The sequence below is a fragment of the Arabiibacter massiliensis genome, assembly GCF_902386925.1.
Taxonomy (GTDB): domain Bacteria; phylum Actinomycetota; class Coriobacteriia; order Coriobacteriales; family Eggerthellaceae; genus Arabiibacter; species Arabiibacter massiliensis.
The window spans coordinates 3121108-3136500 of the sequence record NZ_LR698996.1; the positions used below are offsets into that span (position 1 = coordinate 3121108).

14 protein-coding genes are annotated in these 15393 nt (G+C 66.3%); 10 read left to right on the plus strand and 4 right to left on the minus strand.

Going from position 1 to position 15393, the window contains the following annotated elements:
- Positions 1 to 52 precede the first annotated feature (52 nt).
- Positions 53 to 1507 carry a helix-turn-helix transcriptional regulator gene (locus tag FX134_RS13365; protein ID WP_080802966.1) on the plus strand — a complete coding sequence of 485 codons (1455 nt, stop codon included), beginning with the start codon at positions 53 to 55 and terminating at the stop codon, positions 1505 to 1507.
- Here FX134_RS13365 and sdaAA read toward each other — a convergent pair.
- Entirely contained in the window at positions 1476 to 3110 is a 1635-nt protein-coding gene (sdaAA, locus tag FX134_RS13370) for an L-serine ammonia-lyase, iron-sulfur-dependent, subunit alpha (protein WP_080802970.1), read from the minus strand. The genes FX134_RS13365 and sdaAA overlap by 32 nt on opposite strands.
- A gap of 243 nt (positions 3111 to 3353) precedes the next feature.
- Here sdaAA and FX134_RS13375 point away from each other — a divergent pair, with 243 nt between their 5' ends.
- On the plus strand, positions 3354 to 4721 hold the full coding sequence (locus FX134_RS13375; RefSeq protein WP_080802973.1) for a putative manganese-dependent inorganic diphosphatase: 1368 nt from the start codon (positions 3354 to 3356) through the stop codon (positions 4719 to 4721).
- A gap of 127 nt (positions 4722 to 4848) precedes the next feature.
- Here FX134_RS13375 and FX134_RS13380 read toward each other — a convergent pair whose 3' ends face one another.
- On the minus strand, positions 4849 to 5427 hold the full coding sequence (locus FX134_RS13380) for a nitroreductase family protein (protein ID WP_172623493.1): 579 nt from the start codon (positions 5425 to 5427) through the stop codon (positions 4849 to 4851).
- A gap of 175 nt (positions 5428 to 5602) precedes the next feature.
- Here FX134_RS13380 and FX134_RS13385 point away from each other — a divergent pair, with 175 nt between their 5' ends.
- The 8 genes from FX134_RS13385 (at position 5603) to rplW (ending at position 12191) form a co-directional block, all read left to right on the plus strand.
- Positions 5603 to 6718 (plus strand): M20/M25/M40 family metallo-hydrolase, encoded by a 1116-nt coding sequence (locus FX134_RS13385; protein WP_080802976.1) that lies wholly within the window; start codon positions 5603 to 5605, stop codon positions 6716 to 6718.
- Between the two features lie 466 nt (positions 6719 to 7184).
- Positions 7185 to 7556, plus strand: coding sequence for a 30S ribosomal protein S12 (rpsL, locus tag FX134_RS13395; protein WP_080802979.1), 372 nt, complete (start codon positions 7185 to 7187; stop codon positions 7554 to 7556).
- A 117-nt stretch (positions 7557 to 7673) separates the two neighbouring features.
- The gene (gene rpsG, locus FX134_RS13400; protein WP_080802982.1) at positions 7674 to 8144 is read left to right on the plus strand and encodes a 30S ribosomal protein S7; all 471 of its coding nucleotides are present in this window, start codon (positions 7674 to 7676) and stop codon (positions 8142 to 8144) included.
- A gap of 15 nt (positions 8145 to 8159) precedes the next feature.
- Positions 8160 to 10277 (plus strand): elongation factor G, encoded by a 2118-nt coding sequence (gene fusA, locus FX134_RS13405; RefSeq protein ID WP_080802985.1) that lies wholly within the window; start codon positions 8160 to 8162, stop codon positions 10275 to 10277.
- 33 nt (positions 10278 to 10310) lie between these two features.
- On the plus strand, positions 10311 to 10619 hold the full coding sequence (gene rpsJ / locus FX134_RS13410; protein WP_009304899.1) for a 30S ribosomal protein S10: 309 nt from the start codon (positions 10311 to 10313) through the stop codon (positions 10617 to 10619).
- Positions 10620 to 10632: 13 nt separating this feature from the next.
- Positions 10633 to 11253 (plus strand): 50S ribosomal protein L3, encoded by a 621-nt coding sequence (gene rplC, locus FX134_RS13415; RefSeq protein ID WP_080802988.1) that lies wholly within the window; start codon positions 10633 to 10635, stop codon positions 11251 to 11253.
- A 30-nt stretch (positions 11254 to 11283) separates the two neighbouring features.
- Entirely contained in the window at positions 11284 to 11907 is a 624-nt protein-coding gene (gene rplD / locus FX134_RS13420; protein WP_080802990.1) for a 50S ribosomal protein L4, read from the plus strand.
- On the plus strand, positions 11907 to 12191 hold the full coding sequence (rplW, locus tag FX134_RS13425; RefSeq protein WP_080802992.1) for a 50S ribosomal protein L23: 285 nt from the start codon (positions 11907 to 11909) through the stop codon (positions 12189 to 12191). Before rplD ends, rplW begins: the two co-directional genes overlap by 1 nt.
- A gap of 414 nt (positions 12192 to 12605) precedes the next feature.
- Here rplW and FX134_RS13430 read toward each other — a convergent pair whose 3' ends face one another.
- Both FX134_RS13430 and FX134_RS13435 read right to left on the minus strand, forming a co-directional pair.
- The gene (locus FX134_RS13430) at positions 12606 to 13670 is read right to left on the minus strand and encodes an Abi family protein (RefSeq protein ID WP_080802995.1); all 1065 of its coding nucleotides are present in this window, start codon (positions 13668 to 13670) and stop codon (positions 12606 to 12608) included.
- Positions 13671 to 13922: 252 nt separating this feature from the next.
- Positions 13923 to 15359 carry a LuxR C-terminal-related transcriptional regulator gene (locus tag FX134_RS13435; protein ID WP_172623494.1) on the minus strand — a complete coding sequence of 479 codons (1437 nt, stop codon included), beginning with the start codon at positions 15357 to 15359 and terminating at the stop codon, positions 13923 to 13925.
- Positions 15360 to 15393 lie beyond the last annotated feature (34 nt).

The following is a 15393-nucleotide window of genomic DNA, read 5'->3' on the forward strand; positions in this document are numbered from 1 at the left end:
TGAGAAAAAGAAGCGGCGCCGGGGAGGGGCCGCCCTGGAAGGGGAGGGGTGCATGGGACAGCTGCGGGAGGCGCTCGGCATGGAGAGGACGCGCGATGCGGTGTTCTTCGGCGGGTACGCGCTGTACCTCGTGTTCTCCTACATCGCCTTCCACTCGTTCACCATCTTCGCGCCGGCCGACGCGCTCGATCCCGCCTCGCAGACGCTGTTCTTGGCCACGGTGCTCGTGGCGCGCATCGCCGTGTTCGCGGCCATCGCGTTCTGCTCGCTGAAATCGTCGGGTCCGCAGACGGTGGTCTCGGTGCTCGCCGCGTGCGGCATCGCGCTGTTCGGCTTTCTCGTGTGCGGCATGGCGCTGCAGTTCGCCCACGACGTGGACTTCTCGCGCATCCTGCCGTGGCTTCTGTTCGGCGGCGTGTGCCTGGGCGCGGGCGACGCGGTGATGGTGCTTCTGTGGGCGCGCTTCTGCAAGACGCTCACGCTGCGCGCGGTGTACCTGTACGTGCTCGTGTGCAACGTGCTCAGCCTGGTCGTGTACTTCGGCATGACGTTTCTGCCGCCGGAGGTCATCGTCCCGGCCACCGCGGTGGTGTTCGTGGCCTCGTCGGTGTTCGTGAAGCGCTCGCTCGACATCCGGGCGCGCATCGACAGCGAGTATTCGCGCCCCGTGATGAGAAGCGCCGCGACGCGCCTGTGGCGGCCCGTGTTCGGCACGGCGGTGTTCTGCTTCATGAGCGGGCTGATGATGCAGATATCGGGACAGCAGCAGCTGCCGCTGTCCACCGTGCAGCAGACGTCCATCGTCACGTCGGCGGTGGTGGTGGCGCTGCTGCTGCTTCCGGCCCTGTTCATGAAGAAGCCGTTCAACATCGGGCGCCTGTACAAGATGGCGCTGCCGCTTTCGGCCGCCGGGTTTTTGCTGCTGCCGCTTCTGTGGAACGCGGCCGGCGGCATCGTGAACGCGTTCGCCCAGCTCGGCTCCATGGTGGCGAGCATCATCCTGTGGTGCATGCTGGCCGACATGGCGCGCGACACGCGACTGCCCTCGGCGCTCGTTTTCTCGACGGCGCTCGCCTGTACGAACGGCGCGCAGCTCGCGGGCATCCTCGTGGGGTTCTTCAACGCGTCGCGCTTCACGGCGGGAAGCCTCACGCTCACCGTGGTGGCCCTCGTGTCGCTCTACCTGCTGTCCATGCTCTCGCTCGTCCTGTTCAGGGACAAGGACCCCGGTGCCGACGAGGCGGCCGCGCCCGCCCCGCAGGTGGTGGTGCGCGAGGAGCAGTGGTTCGCCGAGCGCTGCGCGTTTCTGGCCCGCGAGCACCAGCTCACGGCGCGCGAAGCGGAGATCTTCGCGCTCTTGGCGCAGGGGCGCACGGTGCACGGCATCTCGGAGAAGCTGTTCGTGTCAGAGAACACGGTGAAGTCCCATATCAAGAGCATCTACCAGAAGCTCGGCATCCACGTGCGCGCCGAGCTCATCGAACTGGTGAACGAAGGGGAGGCGTGACGGGGCACCAGGCGCAGGCGGACGGCGTGGCGGCGATGCCGCCGAGGGCGCTTTCGCGCAGCTCGAAGGGCAGCGACCGGCCCACCTTGAACATCGCCTCCACGGTCTGGTCGAAGTCGACGAGGCTGCCGATGTGCGCGAGCGCTATCTGCGCGCTCACGAGGGCGATGGCCGCGCCGGCGGCGTTGCGCTTCTGGCACGGCACCTCCACGAGGCCCGCCACGGGGTCGCACACGAGCCCCATCATGTTCGTGAGCGCGTTGCCCGCCGCATCGAGGCACTGCGCGGGCGAGCCGCCGGCAAGCTCCACGGCTGCGGCCGCCGCCATGGCCGCCGCCGAGCCGATCTCGGCCTGGCATCCGCCCTCCGCGCCCGACACCGTGGCGTTGCGCGTAATCAGGTAGCCGACGGCCGCCGCGCAGGCCAGGCCGCGCGCAAGATCGTCGTCCGAGAGGCCCCGCGTGCGCTGCAGCGAAAGCAGCACGCCGGGGATGACGCCGGCCGATCCCGCCGTGGGGGCGGCCACGATGCGGCCCATCGACGCGTTCGTCTCGAGCACCGCCATCGCCAGCGCGCTCGCCAGCGCGAGCTGCTCGTCGCATACGCCGTCTCCGCGCGCCCTCAGCGCCTCCATCGCCTGCGCCTCGCCCCCGATGAGCCCGCCCATGGAGGGCTGCGCCTCGCGCAAGGGCCCCTCGGCGGCCTCCCGCATTACGGCGAGCGCGCGGCCCAGGTACTCGGCCGAGCCGTCCGCGCATCCCAGGCTCGCCGCCAGCGCCGCCTCGCGCGCGAGGAAGGCCTCGGAGATCGTCTCGTCCCGCCCCTCGCACAGGCTGAGCAGCGCCGATCCGCTCGCGAAGTCGAGCGCCGCAAGCCGCTCGAGCGCGTCGGCCTCATCGCCCGCCCCGCAGCGCCCGAGGCCTGCCCGCGCCTCGCCGGGGATGATGCGCACGTCGAGGATGGCCGGGTGCTTCTCGATGGCCGCCTTCGCCGCGTCGCCCACCGCCTGGTCCGTCTCGAGCACGGTGTAGGCCACGTCGCCTTTGCGCCTGCGGAACACCCGCGTGGTGGCGATGTTCACCCCGTGCTCGCTGATGCAGGTGGCGATGTGCGCGAGCACGCCCGCCTCGTCGCGCTGGCACACGACGAGGCTCGTGTTCTCGCCGGTGATGCGCACGTCTATGTCATCGATGCGGCGGATGACGGCCGCCCCGCCGCCCACGCTCTCGCCGCGCACGTCCATGACGTTGCCGGCGGCGTCGGTCACGCGGATGTCGATGGTGTTGGGGTGGTCGTAATCGTCCGCGTCCGGCGCCGGCTCGAACGAGAAGGCGAGCCCCGCCTCCTCGGCCAGCGCGAACGAGTCGCGGATGCGCAGATCGTCGGCCGAAAGCCCCAGCATGCCCGCCACGAGCGCCTTGTCGGTGCCGTGCCCCGTGAGCGTGTGCGCGAACGATCCGAACAGCCGGAACTCTGCCGTTCGCGGCTCGGCCAAGCACAGGCCGCGCGCCATGGAGGCGATGCGCAGCGCGCCCGCCGTGTGCGAGCTCGACGGGCCCACCATGACGGGCCCGATGATATCGGTCAATCCGAGCGTCTCCATGCGCCCCCTCCTCGTCTCGCGGACGCGCCCTCTGCGCGCGCCGCCGCCATGGTAGCGCAACCCGCGCCCTTTCGCCCGCACTTTCGTGAGATTTGGCGACGAAACCCGAACGGGGCCTTGCCCGCTGCGAACGGGCGGTATACTGGAGGTCGCCGGCTCGGGCGCGCGTCCGACCGGATCCCCCAGCAACGCGAAGACGGGCCCTCCGGGCGCACGAGGGCCTCATGGCAAAGGAGCGAGCATATGCCGTCACCCATCATCGTCGTGGGCCATAAGAATCCCGACAACGACTCCATCAGCGCGGCGGTGGGCTACGCCTACCTCAAGAACCGCCTGGCCGAGCGCGAGGCCGAGGACGGGAAGCCCTCGTGCGTCTACGTGCCCGCGCGCCTGGGCCCGCTGCCGCCGGAGAGCGCATGGGTCCTCGGGGAAAGCGGCATCCCCGCGCCGGAGGTGATCGCGCACGTGCACGCGCGCGTCATGGACGTGATGACGCCGGATCCCATCTCCATCGGCCACGACGCCACGCTGCTCGAGGCCGGGCGGCTGCTGCGGCAGCACAACGTGCGCGCGCTCGTCGTCACCAACGACGACGGCACCTACCGCGGCCTCATCACCACCCGCATGATCGCCGAGCGCTACATCGCCGCCACCGACGCGCTCGAGGAGGGCGGTGCCAACGAGATGGCCGTCGCGGGCGACCTCATCGCCTCGCTCGGGCAGAAGGTGGACGACATCACCGAGACCGACGTGCTCGTGCTCGACAAGGACGGCCTGCTCAAGGAGGCTATCGAGGACCTCATGGCAAGCGCCTTGCGCGAAGCCGTGGTGCTCGACGACGACGGGTTCGCCATCGGTATCGTCACGCGCTCGGACGTGGCCGTGCGCCCGAAGCGCAAGGTGGTGCTCGTCGACCACAACGAGACGCGCCAGGCCGCCAACGGCATCGAGGAGGCCGACGTCGTGGAGATCGTCGACCACCACCGCATCGCCGACGTCATGACCGCCAACCCCATCAAGTTCCTGAACCTGCCCGTGGGATCCACGGCCACCATCGTGACCATGGAGTTCCGCCGCCACGGCGTGGAGATCCCGCCGGAGATCGCGCGCGTGCTCCTGTCCGCCATCATGACCGACACGGTCATCCTCAAGTCGCCCACGGCCACCTACGTCGATCGCGAGCAGGTGGACCACCTGGCCGCCATCGCGGGCGTCGACCCCGTGGAGTTCGGCCTGGCCGTGTTCAAGTGCCGCGGCGGCGAGGGCGACATGAAGGTGGAGAAGCTGGTGGGCGCCGACGCGAAGGAGTTCCTCATCGGCGACGCCGTCGTGCTCATCGCCCAGCACGAGACGGTGGACCTGCCCTCCGTGATGGAGCGCGAGCAGGAGATCCGCGAGCACATGCGGCAGCTGCGCGACGACCACGGCTACGAGTTCGTGCTGCTCATGGTCACCGACATCATGGCCGAGGGCAGCCAGTTCCTCTGCGAGGGCAACCGCCGCATCGTGAACCGCGTGTTCGGCATCGAATGCACGGGCGTGGGCGGCACCTGGATGCCCGGCGTGCTCTCCCGCAAGAAGCAAGTGGCCGCCCGCATCCTGGGCTCGTAACTTGTCATCCTGAGCGAGCGTAGCGAGTCGAAGGATCCCGCGCGGCGCCAGCCGTGGCGCTCCCCGCTATCGCCTCACGGGATCCTTCGACTCCGCGCTGGCGCGCTCCGCTCAGGATGACATAAGCTTACAGCAGCACGTCGGCAAGCGCGCGCTTCGGCACGTAGTGGACGCCCGCGTCGTCGCGCCAGTACGCCGTCTCGCCGTCGGCGGGCATGTCCACGATGCGCACGTCCTCCACGGGCTTGCCGAGCGCGAGCACCAGGTCGGGTTGGAAGCGCTCCGCGTCGATGCCGAGGACTTCGGCGAGGCTCCGCTTCTTGAACGACCCCACGATGCAGCCGCCGTAGCCCGCCTCGACCGCCTGCAGCATGATGGTCTGCGCGACGATGCCCTCGTCCCAGGCGGTGAACGTGTCGGCGAGCGTGCGCTCGACGTCCCGGCAGACGACGATGTAGCCGCCCGGGCGCTCGCCGGGCGCGGGGCCGTCCCAGTCGGGCAGGGCCTTGGCCCAGGCGCAGCAGGCGAACACGCGGGCGCGGTCCTCCTCGTCGTGGACGACCGCGAAGCGCAGGGGCTGCGCGTTGCCGCTCGAGGCCGTGAGCCGGGCGGCGTCCACCCAGGATACGAGCTGCTTGCGGCTGAGCGGCTCGGATTCGTCGAAACGCCGATAGCTTCGGCAGGCCTTGATGGTGTCGTGCAGCATAGGTCCTCCTCGCGTGTCGTGCGCGCTCCGTCCGCCCCGTTTCCGAGATCGTCGCGCGCTGCCCTGTTCCCAGCATTATAATGGGCCGCGCCGTCCGCGCGCCACCGGGCACGCCCCGAGCGTCGCGCGCAGGCGGGCGAAACGCCCCATCGATACCGCACCGGAAGGATCCGCCATGAACCCGCAGCGCCTGTTCGACCTCTTCTTCGAACTCGTCCGCATCGAGAGCCCCTCGCGCCACGAGGCCGCGATGGCCGCCCGCTGCGCAGACGAGCTGCGCGATCTGGGCTTCGAGGTGCGCTTCGACGAATCTGCCGCGCAGACGGGCTCGGACACGGGCAACCTCATCGCGCGCCTGCCCGGCACCGCCGCAGGCAGCGTCGTGCTGTCGGCGCATCTGGACACCGTGCGCCCGTGCGCGGGCATTGAGCCCGTCGTAGAGGACGGCGTCGTGCGCTCGGCCGGCGACACCATCCTCTCGGCCGACGACAAGGCGGGCGTCGCGGCCATCCTGGAGGGCGTGCGCGCGGTCGTGGAGTCGGGCACGCCCAGGCCTGAGATCGTCGTGCTCCTCACCACCTGCGAGGAGCTGCATTTGCTGGGCTCGGGGGCGCTCGCGGCGGGCGAGCTTCCGCAAGGCGCGCCCTGCTACGTGTTCGACGCCGACGGCGCGCCTGGCACCGTGATCGTGGGCGCGCCGTGCCATTGGAACCTCGAGGCGCGCTTCGCGGGGAAGGCGGCGCACGCGGGCGTGGCGCCGGAGACGGGCGTGTCGGCCATCGCGATGGCGGCCGCCGCCGTTGCCGCCATGCCGCTCGGGCGCATCGACGAGGCCACCACGGCCAACATCGGCATGATCCAGGGCGGCCGCGAGACGAACGTCGTGCCCGAGTCGTGCGAGCTGGCGGGGGAGTGCCGCTCGCTCTACGACGAGCGCGCCGAGGCGCAGAAGGCCGCCATGACCGCCGCGCTCGAGGACGCCGCCGCGCGCTTCGGCGGCTCCGTGGAGGTAGCGTGGACGAAGAGCTACGGCGCCGTGCTCTACGACGAGGACGACGAGCTGGTGCAGGCCATCTCCCGCGCCGCGCGGGCGGCCGGCCTCGAGCCCAGGCTGCATCGCTCAGGCGGCGGGGCCGACGCCAACGTGCTCGCGTCCCGCGGCGTGCGCGCCGTCACGCTCGGCATCGGCATGGCCGCCTTCCATTCGCCCGACGAGCACATCAAAGTGGCCGACCTCGAAGGCGCCGCCCGCCTCGCCGAGGCCCTCATCCTGGAGGAAGCCGAGGGCTAGACGGCCGACGCATCGAATGACCGTCACTCGATGCATTCTCAAGGGGATTTCCTGTCATCCTGAGCGGAGCGCGCAGCGCGGAGTCGAAGGATCCCGCGCGGGCCGTCAGGCCGCAAAGCCTTCCGGCTGACGCCGCAGGGGATCCTTCGACTCGCTTCGCTCGCTCAGGATGACAAGAGGGGGCTCTTCCGCTCCGCTCAGGATGACAGGGACGGCGTTCGCTCGGCGGCGAAATTATTTCTCGATTGCGTGGAGAAAACCTGTGCGTTCGGCTGCCAATCGCTCGTCCACCTGCGCAAACGTGCACCACTACCTATAGATACTCCCGGGTGCGTGGCGTTTGACAACCCAGATGGCGGATGGTAGAGTGCTCGTTCGCGTCCCGTGCGGGGCGTATGTTTTCCTGTGTGGATCAGCTGAACGCACAGGAGAATCGGAACAAGCAAGAGGTAAAAGGAGAGAAGCTTTGCCTACTATCAACCAGTTGGTCCGCAAGGGCCGCAAGAAGTCGGTCGACAAGAGCAAGACGCCGGCGCTCAAGGGCAACCCGCAGAAGCGCGGCGTGTGCACCCGCGTGTTCACGACCACGCCGAAGAAGCCGAACTCGGCCCTTCGCAAGGTCTGCCGCGTGCGCCTGGTCAACGGCATGGAAGTGACCGCCTACATCCCCGGCGAGGGCCACAACCTCCAGGAGCACTCCATGGTGCTGCTGCGCGGCGGCCGCGTCAAGGACCTGCCCGGCGTGCGCTACAAGGTCATCCGCGCCGCGCTCGACTGCTCGTCGGTGGAGAAGCGCCGTCAGGCCCGCAGCCGTTACGGAGCCAAGCGCCCCAAGTAAGCAACCGTTAAGCCGCGCGGGCCGCGAGGCCGACGCTTTCCAAAGGGGGAGGCGACGGGGGCCTAATGGACGGGAAGAAAGCCGTCCCGAAGCGCGCAGGAATCAGAAGGAGAACACATGCCGCGTCGTGCAGCAGCAGTCCGTCGAGAGGTCCAGCCGGACGCCCAGTACAATAACCGCCTCGTCACGCAGCTGATCAATAAGATCCTGCTTGACGGCAAGAAGGCCACGGCCGAGAACATCGTCTACGGCGCCTTCGCCATCATCGAGAAGAAGACCGAGGGCGACCCGCTGGCCGTCTTCAAGAAGGCCATGGACAACGTCCGCCCCACGCTCGAGGTCAAGCCCAAGCGCGTCGGCGGCGCCACCTACCAGGTGCCGATGGAGGTCAACTCCCGCCGCGCCACCACGCTCGCGATCCGCTGGATCGTGGACTTCTCGCGCAAGCGCAAGGAGCACACGATGAAGGAGCGCCTGGCCGCCGAGATCATGGACGCCTCCGAGAACACCGGCGCGTCGGTGAAGAAGCGCGAGGACCTGTACAAGATGGCCGAGTCGAACCGTGCGTTCTCGCACTACCGCTTCTAAGGGGGATTCGACCATATGGCTAAACTGGAACTGAAGGATACGCGCAACATCGGCATCATGGCCCACATCGACGCGGGCAAGACGACGACGACCGAGCGCATCCTCTACTACACGGGCAAGACCCACAAGATCGGCGAGGTGCACGACGGCGCCGCGACGATGGACTGGATGGTGCAGGAGCAGGAGCGCGGCGTGACCATCACGGCCGCCGCCACCACGTGCTTCTGGAAGTACCCCGGCGGTGCCGACGACGGCAAGGAGTACCGCTTCCAGATCATCGACACGCCCGGCCACGTGGACTTCACGGCCGAGGTGGAGCGCTCGCTTCGCGTGCTCGACGGCGCGGTCGCGGTGTTCGACGCCGTTGCCGGCGTGCAGCCGCAGTCCGAGACGGTGTGGCGTCAGGCCAGCAAGTACGGCGTGCCCCGCATCGCCTACATCAATAAGTACGACCGCGTGGGCGCGGACTTCTTCCACGCCATCGACACCATGAAGGACCGCCTGGGCGCGCCGGCCATCGCCGTGCAGATGCCCATGGGCGCCGAGGACAACTTCTGGGGCGTCATCGACCTCGTGACGATGACCGCCTGGGACTTCAAGGCCGATGACAAGGGCATGACCTACCCCGAGCCCATGGATGCCATCCCCGCCGAGTTCGCCGAGGAGGCCGAGCTGCGCCACCAGGAGCTTCTGGAGGCCGCTGCCGACTGCGACGACGACCTCATGGAGAAGGTGCTCATGGAGGAGGAGGTCACGGTCGACGAGCTGAAGGCCGCCCTGCGCAAGGGCACCATCGCCTGCGAGATCCATCCCGTGTTCGTGGGCTCGTCCTACAAGAACAAGGGCGTGCAGGAGCTGCTCGACGGCGTGGTCGACTATATGCCCTCTCCCATCGACATCCCCGCCATCAAGGGCACCAACCCCGACACGGGCGAGGAGGACGAGCGCAGCGCCGACTTCAAGGAGCCGTTCAGCGCCCTGGCCTTCAAGATCATGACCGACCCGTTCGTGGGCAAGCTCACCTACCTGCGCGTGTACTCGGGCAAGCTCGATTCCGGCAGCTACGTGACCAACGCCTCCAAGGACAAGAAGGAGCGCATCGGCCGTCTTCTGCAGATGCACTCCAACCAGCGCGTCGACATCGACGGCTGCGCCGCGGGCGACATCGTGGCGGTCGTGGGCCTGAAGGACACGTCCACCGGCGACACGCTGTGCGACGCGGACAAGCCGATCATCCTCGAGTCCATGGAGTTCGCCGAGCCCGTCATCGACATCGCGGTGGAGCCCAAGACCAAGGCCGAGCAGGACAAGATGGGCATCGCCCTGCAGAAGCTGGCCGAGGAAGACCCGACCTTCCGCGTGTCCACCAACCAGGAGACGGGCCAGACCATCATCGCCGGCATGGGCGAGCTGCACCTCGAGATCATCGTCGACCGTCTGCTGCGCGAGTTCAAGGTGGAGGCCAACGTCGGCAAGCCGCAGGTCGCTTACCGCGAGACGGCCACGAAGGAGGCCCTGAACGTCGAGGGCAAGTTCGTACGCCAGTCCGGCGGCCGCGGCCAGTACGGCCATGCGGTCATCAACATGTTCCCGCAGAAGCCCGGCGACGGCTACCTGTTCGAGAACAAGATCGTGGGCGGCGTCGTGCCGAAGGAGTACATCACTCCCATCGACCGCGGCATCCAGGAGGCGCTGAACTCCGGCGTGCTGGCCGGCTACCCGGTGGTGGACGTGCGCGTCGAGCTGGTGGACGGCTCCTACCACGAGGTCGACTCCTCGGAGGCGGCGTTCAAGGTGGCCGGCTCCATGGCCATCAAGGCGGCGCTCAAGAAGGGCAACTCCGTCATCCTCGAGCCGATGATGGCCGTCGAGGTGGAGACGCCCGAGGAGTACATGGGCGACGTCATGGGGAACCTCTCCAGCCGTCGTGGCCAGATCCAGGGCATGGGCGATCGCGGCAACGCGAAGACCATCAAGGCGAAGGTTCCGCTGTCCGAGATGTTCGGCTACGCCACCGACCTGCGTTCCACGACGCAGGGCCGCGCTTCGTACACGATGCAGTTCGACTCGTACGAGGCTGTGCCGAAGAACGTGGCGGAGGAAATTATCAGCAAGGCCGGCGGCAACGCCTAAGGCGTGCGCGCGAGATATTCGGAGGTAAAGTAAGTGGCTAATCAGAAGATTCGCATCCGTCTCAAGGGGTACGATCATGAGATCGTGGACCAGTCCACCAAGCTCATCGTCGACACCGCCCAGAAGACGGGTGCCAAAGTGTCCGGTCCGATCCCGCTGCCGACGGAGCGCAACCTGTACTGCGTCGTCAAGGGCCCGCACGTGGACAAGGACTCCCGCGAGCAGTTCGAGATGCGCACGCACAAGCGCCTGATCGACATCCTCGAGCCGACCCCCAACACGGTCGACTCCCTGATGCGTCTCGACCTCCCCGCCGGCGTCGACATCGAAATCAAGCTGTAAAGGGGGTCAGACGATGATTAACGCAATCTACGGCAAGAAGATCGGCATGACCCAGATCTTCAGCGAGGACGACCGCGTCATCCCGGTGACGGTCATCCAGGCTGAGCCCAACAAGGTCTGCCAGGTGAAGACGAAGGCGAGCGACGGCTACGAGGCCGTGCAGCTGGGCTTCGGCGCCATCAAGGAGAAGAAGGTCAACAAGCCCATGGCGGGTCACTTCGCCAAGCAGGGCGTGGCTCCCGTGCGCTACCTGCGCGAGGTGCGCGTGGAGAGCGCCGGCGAGTACAACGTGGGCGACGAGCAGACGGTGGCCGCGTTCGCCGAGACGAAGAAGGTCGACGTCACCGGCACGTCGAAGGGCAAGGGCTTCGCGGGCGTCATGAAGCGCTACGGCTTCCGCGGCGGCCCGGGCGGCCACGGCGCGCACTTCCACCGCGCTCCCGGCTCGGTGGGCCAGTGCGCCACGCCGTCCCGCGTGTTCAAGGGGCTCAAGCTCCCCGGCCACATGGGCGTCGACACGGTGACCGTGAAGAACCTCGAGGTCGTCCGCATCGACGAGGAGCAGAACCTCATCCTCGTCAAGGGCGCCATCCCCGGCGGCAAGAACGCCATCGTCCGCGTCCGCATGGCGTAATTGAGTGAATCCAAAAGGAGCTTGCATATCATGACGACTATCGATATCAAAGACATGAGCGGGAAGCAGGCCGGCACCGCCGAGCTCGCGCCCTCCGTGTTCGGCATCGAGCCGAACGTGCCCGTCATGCACCAGGTGGTGCGCGCCCAGCGCGCGTCCTGGCGCCAGGGCACGCACAGCACGTTGACCCGCGGCGAAGTGCGCGGCGGCGGCAAGAAGCCGTGGCGCCAGAAGGGCACCGGCCGCGCCCGTCAGGGCACCATCCGCGCCCCTCAGTGGGCCGGCGGCGGCACCGTGTTCGGCCCGCATCCGCGTTCCTACGCCTTCCGCGTGAACAACAAGGAGGTCAAGCTGGCGATGCGCTCGGCGCTGTCCGCCAAGCTGGCCGATGAGCAGCTGTTCGTGGTCGACGGCTTCAACTTCGAGAAGCCCCGCACGAAGGACGCCGTGGCGTTCCTGAAGGCCATGGGCCTCGAGGGCCGCACGACCATCGTGGTGAACGACGACGACGTGAACGCGTACCTGTCGTTCCGCAACATCCCGACGGTGAACATCCTGCCCGTCGCGGCGGCGAACACCTACGAGCTCATCGACAACAAAGCGCTCGTGTTCACGGCCGACGCCCTGAAGCGCATCGAGGAGGTGCTTGCATAATGAAGGATCCCCGCGAGGTCATCATCCGCCCCGTCATCACGGAGCACAGCTACGACCAGATGGAGAAGAACACCTACACGTTCGAGGTGGCGAAGGATGCCAACAAGATCGAGATCCGCCAGGCCATTGAGGCCATCTTCGACGTGACGGTGGTCAAGGTGAACACGCTCACCGTGAAGCCGAAGCCGAAGCGCGTGCGCTACCAGCTGGGCAAGACCCGCACCTGGAAGAAGGCCATGGTGACGCTCAAGGAAGGCGACTCCATCGAGCTGTTCGCTTCCTAAACGCCGGTTGAACAACCTGCACTGATTTGGGGCCCTCGCCGATGCGAGGGCCCTTTCTTGTTGATTCAACCTCAGGGCGGGGTCGGAAAGAGGCCTGCGGCTCGGCAGTCCTGGCTCGCACGAAACGTCCACTGGACGTTTCGGCTCGTGCGGAACTCGCCTCAGGCCCCTTTCCGACCCCGCCCTGAGGTTGACTCCGCTGCGAGGGGGCGCTCGCTTCGCATTGCGCCTCTCCGTCCCTGGTTCGAGGAGGGTTTGGGGCGGGGTGTTCGATGGTGCGGCTTCTCTCGCCGGGAGGGGAGGGGCCGGCGGCGTTTGGGCGAGTGCGCGAGAAAACGCGACCCCTGCCATGAAGCGGTCTTTCCTCATGCTAAGTCGCCTTGACATCTATGCGCGCTCCGGCGGCAAGAATAATCAGGTTCTTTTGAGCTTGAGCTTTGTAGTCCTCGCATCGTATGGAATGCTGTCTTCCTCCGATTGGGGAGGGCCGTAGTTGATGGATATGCCAATGCCCGAAACATCGGGATTTGCTATCAGCTCGCTCCATTCTGCAGGCACTCCGGCGCATGGAAGCAGTGTTTTAAACGAGTTGAACAGGTGGTTGATTTCCATAGCCATCGTCACGGATGGGAGCAGACTCAAGTCTCCGTAGTGCCAATTGGTTCTCATAAGGCGCATGATCAAAAGAGCCACGTAAAAGGGCTGCGAATTGTCTGCGTCAACAAAGGACATCTTCTTTGGCATTACGGGTAAGCGAGTTCCTAGAAACTGACCGAAATGCGCGCACCTGTTTCGAGAGAACGTGAGTGTGCCGAGCCAGCTTTCCAGATGCTCGCGATCTTCTCCAAACGATTCCGCTACAGCGTCTTTCACTTTGGGGCTTTTTGTGTTGCTGAACAATCGGGAAACCATCCCTATGGGCATTTCCTCGACGGCTTCCCAGATCGGCATGTCTCCATATCGTTCGATGTCTCTTTTCTGGCGGGATCCGTTTCTCTGATTGCACCTGCTGACAAGCTTCGAATATTCTCGAATGAAGGAGTTGAAGTAGTCCCCGTTTTTGAACAGTTTTCTATTTCGATGCGCGAAAGCCCCATATCTCAGCGACATCTCGTTGGAGTAGCGTGATCTCATCTGCATTTCAAACAACCCTATGTATTCCATAAGTATCGACTGGAATTTGCGATCGAGCACCATTATGCGATTGAGATTTTTAAAGCTTTTCGAGCAACTGCATTCTTCGCTCTCGAACAAGGGGAAGTACTCGCTTAAATGTTGGTAGCTCACCCTGCGCAAGATGAACTCAGCAGCCCCGGAATCGCCGTCGGAGAATCCGGAATCCTTTGCACGGAGTTTCATGTCCTCCAGGCTCATCGGTTTGCCCGGATCGGCTTGAGGGACGAAGGGCTCAGAAAAAGCAACGGCCGAAGGCTTTACGCTGGCATTTCTGCAGCTACCTCCGGCTCTGTTGCAATTCATATTATCATTTCCGCTCAATTTTCCAACCCCTATTCAGAAAACCCTCTTTTGCCGTTTTGTATCCCCTTGATAGTCTTGCTAGCCGTTCGGCGTTTGTGATGCCCTGAGTCGTTTCGCGTCAGCAAGGCTCTTTCAGGCGTTAAGCTATAGGAACGAGCCGAGACGTTCTTTCTTCTTGTGGGAATAATACCCCGGCGATAAAGGCTGATTCAACGAAAAGAATTGGCTCCACCGAGTTTCGATGAGCATGCTTCATTTCTCCCGCCCTGCCTCGTCCACCAGGTCGATGAGCTCTTGCTGGGAATGGACGCCCAGTTTGGCGTAGACGTTCTTCGTGTGGAAGCGAGCGGTGTTGAGCGAGATCGTCAGCTTCTCGCGAATGACGCCGACGGTGCGGCCGCTCGCCAAAAGCTCCAGCACCTCCGTCTCGCGCGGCGTGAGGCCCCTCTCCCGCGCCACACGCTCGCACCTCTCATGCACCGTGCTCGCCGGCGCGGCGGGCGGCTCGGGCGTTACGGCGGTGCGGATGCCGTTCACGACGCCCTCGAAGCTGAACCGTTTGAGCGCGACGAAGCAGTACGCGGCGAACGCCATGGCCACGACGAAGCTCACGGGCGCCAGCGCCGCGTCGCTGGCGCCCGTGAGCTGCGCGCTCCCATAGCCGAGCAGCGTTCCCACTCCGATGCCCGCCCACGCGAGCCCGATCGCCAGGGCCGCGGTCGGCACGGCGGCTATGCCGTTGCGCGCTGCGATGTTGGCTACGAGCAACGCCAGCAAAAGGTTGAAGCATGCCGATCCCGCGTCGAGGAACGACTCGGTGGTCAGCATGAGCGCTCCGGGCAGCATGCGGTTCGACGGTATGAGGAACATCCCCGCCAACACGAGCAGCGCGAAGACGCCGAACAGCACATCGGCGTTCAGCTCGCGCTTGCGGATGAGGCGCGCCGCGAGGACGATGGCGAGGGCAGCGAAGGCGAAGCTCGGCTCCAACCCGCTTCCGTCCAGGCTCGAAAGCGCGAGCGCGATGCCCTGCACCGTGCTGAAGAACAGGATGGTCACGTACAGCAGATGGTTGGCGGGCAGAAACGACAGCGGGTTCGCGGCCGCGAGCTCGGCCTGCGGGGCCGCCGCTGCCAGCTCGTCGAGCGGGCGGGCGACAAGGGGGCGCGTGAGCAGGAAGATGGCCGCCAGGCACAGCGCGTTCGTCGCGAGCGCTGCAGAGGGATCCATGCGCTGCACAAGGGGCTCCGTTAGATAAGCGGCCAGGCAGCCTACCGCGGCCACGAGCGAGCGTCGTTCCTTTCCCACTTGCGAGAGCGCGACGTAAACCAGTACGAAGAGCCACGCCTCGGCCACCGTGTCCAAAAGCGCGCCCGCCACCACGAGTGCGGGGCTTCGCAGGGCGAACCCGGCCAGGCAGCAAGCGACGTACCCCGCCGTGGCGACGAGTGCCGCCGCGTTCCACCAGCGGCGCGCCAGCAGGCGGGGACGGTAGTTGGCGCATGCGACGATGGCCCCCATGACCGCCACGCCGAACCAGGTTGCCGCCTCGCGCGCGAGCGGCCAGATAAGCGCGATCTGGGGATAGACGACGCTGTTCGTGTTGATGAACACCAGCAGCATGCAGGCGAGTGCCGCCCCTGCGCGCACGGGGACGATCAGACCGCCTCGTTTACCTTGTTCGCCCATCCTCGCCTCCGTTCGTGCGGCTGAGTGCCTTCTG

What these genes read in the sequence shown, in the direction of transcription:
- FX134_RS13365 (WP_080802966.1), top strand. Translation starts at nt 53, where the DNA reads ATGGGACAGCTGCGGGAGGCGCTCGGCATGGAGAGGACGCGCGATGCG.
- sdaAA (WP_080802970.1), bottom strand. Translation starts at nt 3,110, where the DNA reads ATGGAGACGCTCGGATTGACCGATATCATCGGGCCCGTCATGGTGGGC.
- FX134_RS13375 (WP_080802973.1), top strand. Translation starts at nt 3,354, where the DNA reads ATGCCGTCACCCATCATCGTCGTGGGCCATAAGAATCCCGACAACGAC.
- FX134_RS13380 (WP_172623493.1), bottom strand. Translation starts at nt 5,427, where the DNA reads ATGCTGCACGACACCATCAAGGCCTGCCGAAGCTATCGGCGTTTCGAC.
- FX134_RS13385 (WP_080802976.1), top strand. Translation starts at nt 5,603, where the DNA reads ATGAACCCGCAGCGCCTGTTCGACCTCTTCTTCGAACTCGTCCGCATC.
- rpsG (WP_080802982.1), top strand. Translation starts at nt 7,674, where the DNA reads ATGCCGCGTCGTGCAGCAGCAGTCCGTCGAGAGGTCCAGCCGGACGCC.
- fusA (WP_080802985.1), top strand. Translation starts at nt 8,160, where the DNA reads ATGGCTAAACTGGAACTGAAGGATACGCGCAACATCGGCATCATGGCC.
- rplC (WP_080802988.1), top strand. Translation starts at nt 10,633, where the DNA reads ATGATTAACGCAATCTACGGCAAGAAGATCGGCATGACCCAGATCTTC.
- rplD (WP_080802990.1), top strand. Translation starts at nt 11,284, where the DNA reads ATGACGACTATCGATATCAAAGACATGAGCGGGAAGCAGGCCGGCACC.
- rplW (WP_080802992.1), top strand. Translation starts at nt 11,907, where the DNA reads ATGAAGGATCCCCGCGAGGTCATCATCCGCCCCGTCATCACGGAGCAC.
- FX134_RS13430 (WP_080802995.1), bottom strand. Translation starts at nt 13,670, where the DNA reads ATGAATTGCAACAGAGCCGGAGGTAGCTGCAGAAATGCCAGCGTAAAG.
- FX134_RS13435 (WP_172623494.1), bottom strand. Translation starts at nt 15,359, where the DNA reads ATGGGCGAACAAGGTAAACGAGGCGGTCTGATCGTCCCCGTGCGCGCA.